13 protein-coding genes are annotated in these 12,426 nt (G+C 67.4%); 3 read left to right on the top strand and 10 right to left on the bottom strand.

Translation table 11 applies throughout. The features are described 5' to 3' along the window. Nucleotides 1-155 precede the first annotated feature (155 nt). The 6 genes from VLK31_RS08980 to mltG form a co-directional block, all read right to left on the bottom strand. Entirely contained in the window at nt 156-836 is a 681-nt protein-coding gene (locus tag VLK31_RS08980) for an ankyrin repeat domain-containing protein (protein WP_409168026.1), read from the bottom strand. Then, a complete protein-coding gene (locus VLK31_RS08975; RefSeq protein ID WP_409168025.1) occupies nt 833-1,639 on the bottom strand; it encodes a TatD family hydrolase in 807 nt (268 codons plus the stop codon). The genes VLK31_RS08980 and VLK31_RS08975 overlap by 4 nt, the downstream gene beginning before the upstream one ends. Before the next feature lie 81 nt (nt 1,640-1,720). After that, nucleotides 1,721-2,101, bottom strand: coding sequence for a PilZ domain-containing protein (locus VLK31_RS08970; protein ID WP_409168024.1), 381 nt, complete (start codon nt 2,099-2,101; stop codon nt 1,721-1,723). Then, the gene (locus VLK31_RS08965) at nt 2,098-3,111 is read right to left on the bottom strand and encodes a DNA polymerase III subunit delta' (protein ID WP_409168023.1); all 1,014 of its coding nucleotides are present in this window, start codon (nt 3,109-3,111) and stop codon (nt 2,098-2,100) included. Before VLK31_RS08965 ends, VLK31_RS08970 begins: the two co-directional genes overlap by 4 nt. Next, complete coding sequence (gene tmk / locus VLK31_RS08960) at nt 3,108-3,779, bottom strand: dTMP kinase (RefSeq protein ID WP_409168022.1); 672 nt, start codon at nt 3,777-3,779, stop codon at nt 3,108-3,110. The genes VLK31_RS08965 and tmk overlap by 4 nt, the downstream gene beginning before the upstream one ends. Continuing rightward, nucleotides 3,776-4,798 (bottom strand): endolytic transglycosylase MltG, encoded by a 1,023-nt coding sequence (gene mltG / locus VLK31_RS08955; protein WP_409168021.1) that lies wholly within the window; start codon nt 4,796-4,798, stop codon nt 3,776-3,778. Before mltG ends, tmk begins: the two co-directional genes overlap by 4 nt. Nucleotides 4,799-4,906: 108 nt before the next feature. Between mltG and VLK31_RS08950 the strand changes: the two genes are divergently transcribed. Together VLK31_RS08950 and VLK31_RS08945 are read left to right on the top strand one after the other, a co-directional pair. After that, nucleotides 4,907-5,887: a YgfZ/GcvT domain-containing protein gene (locus VLK31_RS08950; RefSeq protein ID WP_409168020.1), complete on the top strand. Its 981-nt coding sequence runs from the start codon at nt 4,907-4,909 to the stop codon at nt 5,885-5,887. Between the two features lie 135 nt (nt 5,888-6,022). Then, nucleotides 6,023-6,979 (top strand): hypothetical protein, encoded by a 957-nt coding sequence (locus tag VLK31_RS08945; protein WP_409168019.1) that lies wholly within the window; start codon nt 6,023-6,025, stop codon nt 6,977-6,979. Between the two features lie 52 nt (nt 6,980-7,031). Here the strand turns inward: VLK31_RS08945 and VLK31_RS08940 are convergent, their stop codons facing one another. Next, nucleotides 7,032-7,895, bottom strand: coding sequence for a YbgC/FadM family acyl-CoA thioesterase (locus VLK31_RS08940; protein WP_409168018.1), 864 nt, complete (start codon nt 7,893-7,895; stop codon nt 7,032-7,034). Between the two features lie 70 nt (nt 7,896-7,965). Then, the gene (locus VLK31_RS08935; protein WP_409168017.1) at nt 7,966-8,922 is read right to left on the bottom strand and encodes an alpha/beta hydrolase; all 957 of its coding nucleotides are present in this window, start codon (nt 8,920-8,922) and stop codon (nt 7,966-7,968) included. Nucleotides 8,923-9,038: 116 nt separating this feature from the next. Between VLK31_RS08935 and VLK31_RS08930 the strand changes: the two genes are divergently transcribed. Next, entirely contained in the window at nt 9,039-10,175 is a 1,137-nt protein-coding gene (locus tag VLK31_RS08930; RefSeq protein WP_409168016.1) for an iron-containing alcohol dehydrogenase, read from the top strand. Nucleotides 10,176-10,481: 306 nt separating this feature from the next. Here VLK31_RS08930 and VLK31_RS08925 read toward each other — a convergent pair whose 3' ends face one another. Both VLK31_RS08925 and VLK31_RS08920 read right to left on the bottom strand, forming a co-directional pair. Next, nucleotides 10,482-12,002, bottom strand: a complete 1,521-nt coding sequence (locus VLK31_RS08925; RefSeq protein ID WP_409168015.1) for a methyl-accepting chemotaxis protein — start codon at nt 12,000-12,002, stop codon at nt 10,482-10,484. Between the two features lie 87 nt (nt 12,003-12,089). Then, a complete protein-coding gene (locus tag VLK31_RS08920) occupies nt 12,090-12,389 on the bottom strand; it encodes a YciI family protein (RefSeq protein WP_409168014.1) in 300 nt (99 codons plus the stop codon). Nucleotides 12,390-12,426 lie beyond the last annotated feature (37 nt).

Here is a 12,426-nt window from a genome sequence, read left to right as displayed (position 1 = left end):
CTTCGGTGGCAAGCCTGTGCAGGTGTAGAAGCAAGGCAGTCACTGCGTTCGCTTGAGACCTTCAAGAAAGAAGAAATGCGACATGTCTATTTGGCCAGAGATGCGACATCTGAATTTGGCCTTGACAATCGAGAGATGCCCAGCAGCCGCCCAAATCACCACTTGCCATCCTTCGGCGCCACCTTCGGCGCATTCGCCTTCGCAGCCGCAGCCGCTGTAATCAAAGACGCTGCCTCGCCCCGACCCGCCTTGTTCGCGAAATCGACAGCCGTCATGCCCAGCTGGTTCTTCATCGTCGTGTCCGCGCCTTCGGCCAGCAGCAGCTTCACGGCTTCGCCCGAGCCGTACATGGCGGCCATCATCAGCGGCGTGCTGCCGTTGGGCGATTGCGCATCGATGAACGCGTAGTTGTCGAGCAGCACCTTCATGATCGTCAACTGGCCGCTGGTGGCCGCGTAATGCAGCGGCGTCCAGCCGGTCTTGTTGACCGCCGCGTCGCGCTTGAGCAGCTGCGTGACCAGCTGCTGCTGGCCCTTGATGGCCGCCAGCATCAGCGGGGTTTCATCCTTGGCATTGGGCATGTCGACATTGGTCTGCGGCGACTCGATCAGCACCTGAATGACCTTGGGCGACGGCTCGCGCAGCGCAATCATCAGGCCGGTCTGGCCGTGTTCGTCGAGCGTGTTCGGATCGAAACCACGCTGCAGCAGCGTGCGAACGCCGCTCGCGTTGTCGCCGCGCACGGCACGGAAAAAGTCGTCGAACGAACCGGCATGTGCCGCAAAAGATGCAGCAATGACAAGTAGATAGATCGATGTTTTGAAGTAATTTTTCATGATTTGACGTCCCTGAACAAATGCTCGAAATTGTCGCTGGTGGCCTTGGCGATGGCTTCCACGGGCAGTTTTCGCAGTTCCGCGATCTGCTGGGCCACGAACGGCACATACGACGGGTTGTTGGTCTTGCCGCGGTACGGCACGGGCGCCAGGTACGGGCTGTCGGTCTCGATCAGCATGCGGTCCAGCGGCACAAAAGCCGCCACATCGCGCAGGTCCTGCGCCTTCTTGAAGGTCAGGATGCCCGAGAACGAGATGTAGAAACCCAGGTCCAGCGCCGCGCGCGCCACCTCGGCGGTTTCAGTGAAGCAGTGAAAAACACCGCCGGCGGCGCCAGGGGAGGCGTCTTCGCCCTCCTCTTTCAGGATCGCCAGCGTGTCGGCCGACGCATCGCGGGTGTGAATGATCAGCGGTTTGCGCGTTTGCTGGGCCGCGCGAATGTGCACGCGGAAACGGTCGCGCTGCCATTCCATGTCGCTGATGCTGCGCCCGCCCTTGCGCTCTTCCATCTGGTAGTAGTCAAGGCCGGTCTCGCCGATGGCCACCACGCGGGGCCGGGCCGCAAGGCGCACCAGCTCTTCGACGCTGGGCTCGGCGATGTCCTCGTTGTCGGGGTGCACGCCCACGCTGGCCCAGAAGTTGTCGTAGCGGGCGGCCAGGCCCTGCACGTCGTCGAATTCCTCCAGCTTGGTGCAGATGCAAAGGGCCCGGTCGACCTGCGCGGCGGCCATGGCGGCGCGGATCTGCGGCATCTGGTCCGCGAATTCGGGAAACGTGAGGTGGCAGTGGGAGTCTGTGAACATCGGAAATGGCGAGCGCGACGCTCGCTCCTGTGGGAGATGGCGCCGTGTACAGAGTTCCGCGTCACCCGGACGGCGGAAGGCTCAGATGGTTTGTGTGGGGCGGTCGGACGCCATCGAGCCGCCCAGGGCCGCCTCGATGCGCGCCTTCAACTGGCGCGACTTTTCGTCCGAAGGAAAGCGGATGCCCACGCCGGGCGCCCGGTTGCCGGCCGCGCGCGCCGGGGTGATCCAGGCGACCTTGCCGGCCACCGGATAGCGCTGCGGGTCTTCGGGCAGCGTGAGCAGCACATAGACGTCGTCGCCCAGACGGTACTCGCGCGAGGTCGGAATGAAGATGCCGCCCTCGGCAAACAAGGGGATGTACGCCGCATAGAGCGCGCCCTTTTCCTTGATGGCGAGCTGAATGACGCTGGGCCGGGCGGGCGAAGGTGCGGGGGCTGCGGGAGCGAGAGGTTGGTTCATGGGCGGCGAGCGGCAGAGTTTAGGGTGGTTCGCGCTTCGCTCACAAGCGCTTCCAGCATCAGACCGGCATTGAACGGGTGCTCGGCGGTGCGCGCGGCGCTCGCCAGCGACTTCGACCAGCGCGCCAGCGCCAGCCGCGACGGCGCCGCCGGCAGGTCGGCGGCCTCGAAAAACCGGGGTTGCGCACCGTGGCCGACGGCCATCAGGTCATGGCAGAGCTTTTGCAGCGCACCGACGGCCTGCGCGGGCGCATGGTCGGACAGCGCGCCCACATCGCCCCGCGACATGGCCTTGGGCAGCAAGGACCACGCCTTGGGCGACTGGCCCGACCGTGCGAGGCGCAAGGCGTCGCTCGGGCGGCCGCCGGCGGCGCGCAGCAAGGCGGGCGCATCGGCGGCAGGCACGTTCTGCGCGGCGAGCCAGCCTTCGGCCTCGGCCGTTTCGGGCCACGGCAGCGTGAAGCCCAGGCATCGGCTGCGAATGGTCGGCAGCAATTGCCAGGCGGCCTCGGTGGCCAGCACAAAGCGCACGTCGCCCACGGGCTCCTCGAGCGTCTTGAGCAGCGCGTTGGCCGTGATGTTGTTCATGCGCTCGGCCGGGTACACCAGCACCACCTTGCCGCGCCCGCGCGCGCTGGTGCGCTGGGCAAAGCCGACCGCGTCGCGCATGGCCTCCACGCGGATCTCGCGGCTGGCCTTGCGCTTCTTGTCGTCGATGTCGGACTGGGCCTTTTCGTCGAGCGGCCAGCCCAGCTCCTGCATGGCGACCTCGGGCATCAGCACGCACAGGTCGGCGTGCGTGCGCACGGCGATGGCGTGGCAGCTGGCGCAATGGCCGCAGGCGGTGTGGTCGGGCGTCGGCTGTTCGCACAGCCACGCGGAAGCCAGGGCCAGCGCCAGTTCGTACTGGCCGATGCCGGACGGCCCTTGCAGCAGCCAGGCATGGCCGCGCTGGCGCAGCAGTTCGGTCAGGGGGCGGCGCAGCCAGGGAGAAAGCACAGGCGCGCTCATCGGCCTGCGCCCGCCATTGGCGCCAGCACGCCACGCGCCACCAGCGCCGTTTCCACCTGCTGCCAGACCTGGTCGCGGGCCTGGCTGGCATCGATGCGCACGAAGCGCTGCGCATCCGCCGCCGCGCGGGCCGCATAGCCCTGCGCCACATTGCGGAAGAATTCGACCGGCTGGGCCTCGAACCTGTCGGGCAAGCGGGCACCGGCCAGTCGTTGCGCCGCGGCCTCGGGCGCCAGGTCGAACCACAGCGTGATGTGCGGCTGCAGCAGCTGCGACGCCGGCAGCGCCGCCCTGCCCGCCTGCACCCATTGCTCCAGCGTGGACAGCACGCCTTCGTCGAAGCCGCGGCCCGCGCCCTGGTAGGCGAAGGTGGCGTCGGTGAAGCGGTCGCACAGCACCACATCGCCACGCAGCAGCGCCGGCTCGATGACCTGCACGACGTGGTCGCGCCGCGCCGCGAACACCAGCAGCGACTCTGTCAGCGGGTCCATTGGCTGTTCGAGGATCAGGCCGCGCAGCGTTTCGGCCAGCGGCGTGCCACCGGGCTCGCGCGTGCGCACCACGGTGCGGCCATGGGCGCTGAACAGTGCCTCCAGCGCATCAAGGTGGCTGGACTTGCCCGCGCCGTCGATGCCTTCCAGCGTCAGGAACAGACCGTAGTCACTCATGGGGTCGCCTTGGGTTTGGGGTCGCCGCCGCTGCGCTGGTAGCGATTCACCGCGCGGTTGTGGTCGTCCAGCGAACTGCTGAACTGGCTGGTGCCGTCGCCGCGCGAAACGAAGTACAGCGACTTGCTTTGCGCCGGCTGCACGGCCGCCAGCAGCGCGGCCTTGCCGGGCATGGAGATGGGCGTGGGCGGCAGGCCGCCGCGCGTGTAGGTGTTCCAGGGCGTGTCGGTCTGCAGGTCTTTCTTGCGCAGATTGCCGTCAAAGGCGGCGCCCATGCCGTAGATGACGGTCGGGTCGGTCTGCAGCGGCATGCCGATGCGCAGGCGATTGGTGAACACAGACGCAATTTGCGCGCGGTCGTTGGCCTTGCCTGTCTCCTTTTCGACAATGCTGGCCAGAATAAGCGCCTCTTCGGCCGATTTCAGCGGCAGGTCGGAGGCGCGGGCGGCCCAGGCGGCTTCAAGCTTCTTGTCCATGGCCCGCATGGCGCGCTGCAGCAGGACCACATCGGTCGAGCCCTTGGAGTAGGTGTAGGTGTCCGGAAAGAAGCGCCCTTCCGGGTGCACGCCCGGCTTGCCGAGCTTGGCCATCAGCGCCTCTTCGCTCAGGCCCACGCTGTCGGGCTTGAGCTGGTCGGCCTTGGCGAGCGCGGCGCGCACCTGGCGAATGTTCCAGCCCTCGACCAGCACCAGGCTGCGCGTGGCCTCTTCGCCGCGCACCAGGATGTTGAGCAGCAGCTTGGGCGTGACGCCCGCCTCCAGCTCGTAGCTGCCGGCACGCATCTGGCGGTCCTGGCCCGACAGGCGGAACCACAGGTAGAGCAGCTTGGGCTGCACGTCGACACCCGTGTCGGCCACGGCCTGCGCAATGCCGCGCGGCGTGGTGCCAGGCTCGACCGACAAGTCGACGCTGGGCGCGGGCAGCTTGAGGGGCTGGTGCACCCACCAGAGACCGGCGCCGCCGAGCGCGAGCGCAACCAGGGCGGCGAGCAGAAAAAGCGTGAGGAAGAAGCTGCGCACGGGTCCGATGTGGGGAGTTCGGGGAAAGAAAAAACGCTGGCCCTGCGGGCCGCGGGGGAGGAGTCCCTGCCGTTCCGAAGGAACAGGCCCGGCCATGATAATTCAGCGATGACCACAGTCGTTCTCAATGGCGTGACCGCCCTCACCCTGCCCGGCCCATCTGACGCATCCGACCCGTCGGTTGCACCCGGCACATCCGGCCCGCTCGGCGTGATCCTTGCCGAAGGCCCCGATGCCGCCAGCTTTCTGCACGGGCAGCTCACGCAAGACTTCTCTCTGCTCGGCGCCGCCGACGCCCGCCTGGCCGCGCTGTGCACTGCCAAGGGCCGTGTGATCGCGAGTTTCATCGGCATCAAGCCGCAACCCGAACGCATTTTGCTGGTGTGCAGCCGCGACATTCTGGCCGCCACGCTCAAGCGCCTGTCGATGTTCGTGCTGCGCGCCAAGGTCAAGCTCAGCGACGCCACCGGGCAGTTCGCGCTGTACGGCCTGGCCGGCACCGCCCTTACGGCCAACGGCCTGGACGCCACCGCGCTGCCCGGCAAGCGCACGGCCGTGGGCGACGACGTGAGCGTGGTGTCGCTCTACCCCGCCGACGGCGTGCCGCGCGCCCTGTGGATCGCGCCGGCCGGCCATGCGGCCCCCGTGGGCGCGGCGCTCGACCTGGCGCTGTGGCAATGGAGCGAAGTGCGCAGCGGCATCGTCACGCTGACCACGCCGGTCATCGAGGCCTTCGTGCCGCAGATGATCAATTACGAGTCGGTGGGTGGCGTCAACTTCAAGAAGGGTTGCTACCCCGGCCAGGAAGTGGTGGCGCGCAGCCAGTTCCGCGGCACGCTGAAGCGCCGCACCTACCTGGTTCAGGCCGATGCCGCCGTAGCCGCCGGGCAGGAGGTGTTTGCCGCCGGCGACGCCGAGCAACCCGTGGGCACCGTGGCGCAGGCCGCAAGCTCGCCCGATGGCGGATGGGCTGCGCTCATCTCCATGCAGATCTCCGCGCTGGAAGCCAGCGAGCTGCATGCCGGCGCGGCCGATGGCCCCGTGCTGAAGGTGGAGCCACTGCCCTACGCGCTGCTCGAAGACATTTGAGTTCCAACATGCACATCTGATGTGCGCATGGCGCTGTCCCTCGGACAGCGCCATTTTTTTTGCGCCCCGTTAACCCTGCTTGCGATGCAGCGCCGTAGAAGCCTGCATCGATCCACTCCTGGCAAGGAAGACACCATGAAGCGCAGATTCTTTTCCACCGCCCTGGCCCTGAGCAGCATGGCTTGCGCCATGGCCTCCTCCATGGCGCTCCCCGCCTGGGCGCAAAGCCCGCCTTCTGGGCGCATCGGCTCGCTCATGCAGATCAGCGTGGTCGACCGCGGCACCGGCGCCGAACTGCCGGTGTACCGCCACCGTGGGGAGTACTGGGTGGCCGGGCGCCCCGGCGCGCGCTATGCCATCCGGGCGCGCAACGCGATGGGCGAACGCGTCATGGCCGTGATGTCGGTGGACGGCGTGAACGTCGTCACCGGTGAAACCGCGGGCATCGGGCAGAACGGCTATGTGTTCGGCCCGCGCGAGCGCAGCGACATCAGCGGTTGGCGCAAGAGCGATTCGCAGATCGCAGCCTTCGAGTTCGCCGCGGCCGGCAACTCCTACGCCAGCCGCACGGGCCGCCCCGACGACGTGGGCGTGATCGGCGTCGCGATGTTCCGCGAGCGCATGCCGGAGCCGCCCGTCACGCCCGTCACCCCATACCCGCGCCGCGACGACCAGGGCGAGCGCGAACGCCGCAGCGAGTCGTCGTCGATGGGCGACGCGCGCGCCAAGGCCGCGCCGGCCAGCCCGGGCGACAGCAGCATGGCCGCTGAATCTTCCGCGTCCGCCGCATCGCCCTCATTCCCCTCATCACCCGCGGGCAGCATGGCGCGCCAGCCCGCGCCCAGCCAAAGCCCGAGCCTGGGCACCGCGCACGGCCGCCGCGAAACCTCTTACGTCGGCAAGACCACCTTCGACCGCGCGCAGTCGTCGCCCGACGAGGTGGTGCGCATCCGCTACGACAGCCGCGAGAACCTCGTGTCCGCAGGCGTCATTCCGGTGTCGCCGCCGCCACGCTGGCCGCGCCCGGCAGGCCCGTCGCCGTTTCCGGGGTCGGAGCCGGGCTACGTGCCCGACCCGCCGCCGCGCTACTGACGCAAGCGCGGGATGCGACCGTGGCCACGGGCCACGAGCCACGGGCCATGGGCTACGGCTTGAGCGTTCGGCGCATCTCGATGTGCGGAATGCCGGCTTCCTCGAAGCCCTCGCCGTGCACCGCGTAGCCGAGCCGCGCATAGAAGCGCTCGGCGCTGCGCTGCGCGTTCAGCGCCACCTCGCGGTCGCCGCGGGCCAGAGCGGCCTCTTCGAGCACCCGCACCACCGCGGCACCGTGCCCGCCGCTGCGCAGGTTGCGGTGCACCGCCATGCGCCCGATGTGCGACACGCCATCTTCCGCATGCAGCAGCCGCCCGGTCGCAATGACCTGGCCCAGCCGGTTGCGCGCCACTGCGTGCAGCACGACCGGGTCGTTTTCGTCCCACTCCAGCGATTCGGGAATGTTCTGCTCCTCGATGAACACCGCGCGCCGCAGGGCACCGGCGCCCTCGCCCAGCGTGTCCCAGCCGCCCGTTTCCACGGTGCGCATCGCCTCGCCGGCTTCATAGCCGGTGAGCACTTCGCGCAGCACCTGCGGCACCGGTTTGGAGGTCTGCGTGGCCGGGTCGGCAAACACATAGACCAGCTCGCAGCCCACCAGAAACTGGTCCTGGCGGAACAGCCCGCCCTCGAACACCATCGACGAATTGCCCACCCGCACGCAGCGCATGCCCACGTCGAGCATGTCGTCCATGCGCGCGGAGCCGCGGAAATCGATGGTTGCCTTGCGCACGTACAAGTCGCCGCCCAGCGACTGCATGGCCTCTTCGTAAGGCAGCGCCAGTGCGCGCCAGTAGTCGGAGATGGCGGTGTCGAAGTACATCAGGTAGTGCGCGTTGAACACGATCTTCTGCATGTCGACTTCGGCCCAGCGCACGCGCAGCCGATGGAAAAAACGGAAATCACTGCGTTGCATTTTTTTGTCTCCGGAAAGATTGGAAGTTCTGGGAATCGAAAAAAATCGGGGCAGGCGCGGCCCCGCGCGCTCAAGGCTGCAGCGCCTCGCGCAGCGCGCGCGCCGCGTCGTCGTGCGCCTGCAGCGCCTCTGGAATGGCGCGGCCCATCTTGATGAACTCGTGGATCACGCCCCGGTAGATTTCCAGCTCGACCGGCACGCCCGCCGCGCGCAATTTGTCGGCATAGGCAATGCCTTCATCGACCACCGGATCGCACTCGGCCAGGCAGACCCACGCGGGCGCCACGCCGTCCACGTCGTCGGCCAGCAGGGGCGCAAAGCGCCAGTCTTCACGGTCGGCCGGTGTGCGAACGTACTGCGCAAAGAAGAAGTCGATCATCGATTTCGTCAGCAGCGGCCCGTTGGCATGGCGCAGGTGCGAGGCCGTGTTCTGGTGGGCCGTGGTGCCGGGGTAGATGAGCATCTGAAGCGCCAGCGGCAGGCCCGCGTCGCGCGCAAGAATTGCGCACACCGCGGCCAGCGTGCCGCCCGCGCTGTCACCGCCGACCGCCAGCCGCGACGCATCCAGGCCCAGGCTCGCGCCCTCTTTGGCGATGAACGCGAGCGCGTCCCAAGCGTCGTTCGACGCGGTCGGAAACTTGTGCGCCGGCGCAAGCCGGTAGTCGAGCGACACCACCGCGCAGCCGCTCTTGTGGCTCAGCACGCGGCACAGCGTGTCGTGCGTGCGGATGTTGCCCACCGTGAAGCCGCCGCCATGAAAGTACAGCAGCACCGGCAGCACGCTGCGTGACGGCGCATACAGCCGCGCGGGCAGCACGCAGCCGTCGCGCGCGGCAATGTGAAAGTCTTCGACGCGCGCCAGTTCGGGCTTGGGCACCTCGAGCACACCGGAACCTTTTTCGTACGAGGCCTTGGCTTCGTCGGGCGTGAGCTGGTCGAGCGCGGGGTGGCCGGCGCGCGCCATGCGCTCGACCACGCTGGCCATCCGGGCGGTGAGGGGCGTCGCGGAGGGTGTGGTGGGAGGCATGGCGGGAGGTGTTCCGAGCGCGACAGCGGCAAGGGTTTTCTTCGTGTGCAAGACGGGTCGCTCTTGTTAGATTTGGCTGGTCGGCAATCGTACTGCCCCGAGCACACCCACACCCCATGGCCCTCATCCAATACCTCACCCAGATCCAGTTCGAATACGGCGCCATCAAGCTCCTTTCCAGCGAGTGCGCGCGCATCGGCATTCATCGCCCGCTGATCGTGACCGACGCCGGCGTGCGCGCGGCCGGCGTGCTGCAAAAGGCGCTGGACGCCATTGCGGACCTGGAGGTGTCGGTGTTCGACCAGACGCCCTCCAACCCCACCGAAGCGGCCGTGCGCGCGGCCGTCGAGCTGTACCGCAGCGGGCGCTGCGACGGGCTCATTGCGGTGGGCGGCGGCTCTGCCATCGACTGCGCCAAGGGCGTGGCGATTGCGGCCACGCACGAAGGCCCGCTCAAGACCTACGCGACCATCGAGGGCGGCTCGCCGCTGATCACCGAGCGCGCGGTGCCACTCATTGCGGTGCCCACCACCAGCGGCACCGGCAGCGAGGTGGCGCGCGGTGCCATCGTGATCGTGGACGACCATCGCAAGCTGGGTTTTCACAGCTGGTTCCTGATGCCCAAGGCCGCCATTTGCGACCCCGAGCTCACGCTCGGCCTGCCGCCCAGGCTCACGGCCGCCACGGGCATGGACGCGATTGCGCACTGCATGGAAACCTTCATGTCGGCGGCGTTCAACCCACCGGCCGACGGCATTGGCCTGGACGGGCTGGAGCGCGCGTGGGGTCATATCGAACGTGCGACCAAAGACGGCAGCGACCGCGAGGCGCGGCTGAATCTGATGAGCGCGTCGATGCAGGGCGCGATGGCCTTCCAGAAGGGTCTGGGCTGTGTTCATTCGCTGAGCCACAGCCTGGGTGGGGTCGATCCGCGTTTGCACCATGGCACGCTGAACGCGCTCTTTTTGCCTGCTGTCATTCATTTCAATTCGGGGGCGGAGTCGGTGCAGAAGGAGCGGCGTCTTCAGCGCATGGCGCAGGCGATGCACCTGGATTCGGCGGGGGACCTGGGTGAGGCGATTCGCGACATGAATGCGCGTCTGGGTCTGCCCAAGGGGCTGGCCGAAGTGGGTGTTACCTCTGCCATGTTCGACAAGATCATCGACGGGGCCATGGCGGACCATTGCCACAAGACCAATCCCCGGTTGGCTACTCGTGACGACTACAAAGTCATGCTCGACGCTTCCATGTAAGCCGAGGTGTTTGGGGGGCTGTTGTTCGGGGCATCGCTCACGCCGACGGGGTGCCTTGCTCCGCGAATGTCCCCCGGGCTTCGCCCTCCTCCTTTATTTCGCTGCGCAAGGCACCCCATCGGCCTGAGCGTTATCAGAGCTCTGGTCGATCAGCGGATCACAACGATCGTGCCCCAGTGCACAGGGCGTCGGGTGCTCCCCGCAGCGAAATAAAGGAGGAGGCCGCAGGCCGGGGGACATTCGCGGAGGGGAGTACCCGGCGGCCTGTGCACCCGCCCTGAACGACCCGACCCAAGACAAAAGCCCTCAGACCTTGAACACGCTCACAGCCTGAACCAGGCTCCCTGCCTGCTCCTGCAACGACCCAGCCGCAGCCGCAGCCTCTTCCACCAACGCCGCGTTCTGCTGCGTGGCCTGGTCCATCTGCGAAATGGCCTGGTTGATCTGCTCGATGCCTGAGGTCTGCTCCTGGCTCGCGGCCATGATCTCGCCCATGATGTCGGTCACGCGACGCACGCTCGCCACTATCTCTTCCATCGTGCGGCCCGCCTCCGCCACCTGGTCGCTGCCCGCACCCACCTTGTCCACCGAGTCGTCGATCAACAGCTTGATCTCCTTGGCCGCCCCCGCCGATCGCTGCGCCAGGTTGCGCACCTCCGACGCCACCACCGCAAAACCACGGCCCTGCTCGCCCGCGCGTGCCGCCTCCACCGCCGCGTTCAGCGCCAGGATGTTGGTCTGGAACGCAATGCCGTCGATCACGCCGATGATGTCCACGATCTTCTTCGACGACGCATTGATCGACCCCATCGTGTCCACCACCTGCCCGACCACGTTGCCCCCGCGCACCGCCACCTCCGACGCCGACACCGCCAGCTGATTCGCCTGGCGCGCGTTGTCCGCGTTCTGCTTCACGGTGGAGGTCAGTTCTTCCATCGACGCGGCGGTCTGCTCCAGTGAGCTGGCTTGCTCTTCAGTGCGCGAAGACAGGTCCAGGTTGCCCGATGCAATCTGGCCGCTTGCGGTGGCAATGGTGTCGGTGGAACCGCGAATTTCGCTCACCGTGCCGGCCAGGCTTTGCTGCATCTGCTGCATCGCGTGCAGCAGGCTGGCGGTGTCGCCCGGTTGCAGCCGCACCTGCACGGCCAGGTAGCCCGCGCCAATGCGGCGCACCACCTCGGCGGCGTAGTCGGGCTCGCCACCCAGCTGGCGGTACAGGTTGCGCGCCATCGACCAGGCCATGGCGCCCACCACCACCATCAGCGCACCGCCAAGGGCCAGCAGGATGACCGTGTTGCGCCAGAAGGCGGTGTCGATGTCGTCGATGTAGTCGCCGAAACCGACGATCCAGTCCCAGGGCTCGAATTTGACGATGGCGTAGAGCTTCTGCACCTCCTGCTTGGCGCCGGGGCGGGTGCCGTAGGCAATGACCGTGGCCACGGTCTGGCCCGCCAGCGCGGCGCGGTAACGCTCGCCGGCTTCCTTGCCGCCCTTGGCGTCCACGATGCCCACGCGCTTGGGGTTCGGGTGCACGTAGTTCACGTCGTTGGTGTAGCCGCGAACAAAGAAGTACAGCTCGTCCTTGCGCAGGCTGCCGATGAGTTTCTTGGCCTCTTTCTGCGCCTGCTCGCGCGTGAGCTCGCCGGCCTTTTCCTGTTCGTACAGGCGTTCGAGCGATGCATTGGCCAGCACCACCAACGTGGAAAGCTGCGCGGTGCGCTCCTTCATCATCGATTGGCGCAACGTCGACAGCGAGACAGATGCCAAGACCACCATGCCGAGCAAGGCGGCGGTGCACAGGAGGAGGATTCGGGTTCGGAGCTTCATGGACGGCGGTCGATGGCAAGAAGTGAGGTACTTGTGCTTATCGGCAGCGCCGCCGGAATCTTGAGCCCGGCAGGTTCGCCTGCGCCCTCAGGCTTCGCTGAACCAGGCCTCGGCCCAGCCTTGGCGCTTCACCGGGTTGAACTCGCTGAACTTGAAGCTGGCGATTTGCTCTGTGCTGAACGGGTCTTCGGCAAAGAAGGCCTGCAGCGCCTCCAGCGAAGCGGCGCGCGCCAGCATGAAACCACCGGTGGCGGGCAGCTTGGGCCCGGAACACAGCAGCAGGCCGGCGTCGTAGCCGAGTTGAAGGTAGGCGCGGTGGGCGGGCACGGATTGCTGCACGCGGTCCAGGGGCACGAGGTAGCTGATCTCGACGATGAAGTGCTTCATGCGTCTTGCCCAGCAGCCCCCATGCCAATCGTGCCAA

Source organism: Variovorax sp. H27-G14, from assembly GCF_046156345.1.
GTDB lineage: Bacteria > Pseudomonadota > Gammaproteobacteria > Burkholderiales > Burkholderiaceae_C > Variovorax.
The sequence above is the reverse complement of the archived record's forward strand: the minus strand, read 5'-3'. Positions and strand labels throughout refer to the sequence as shown.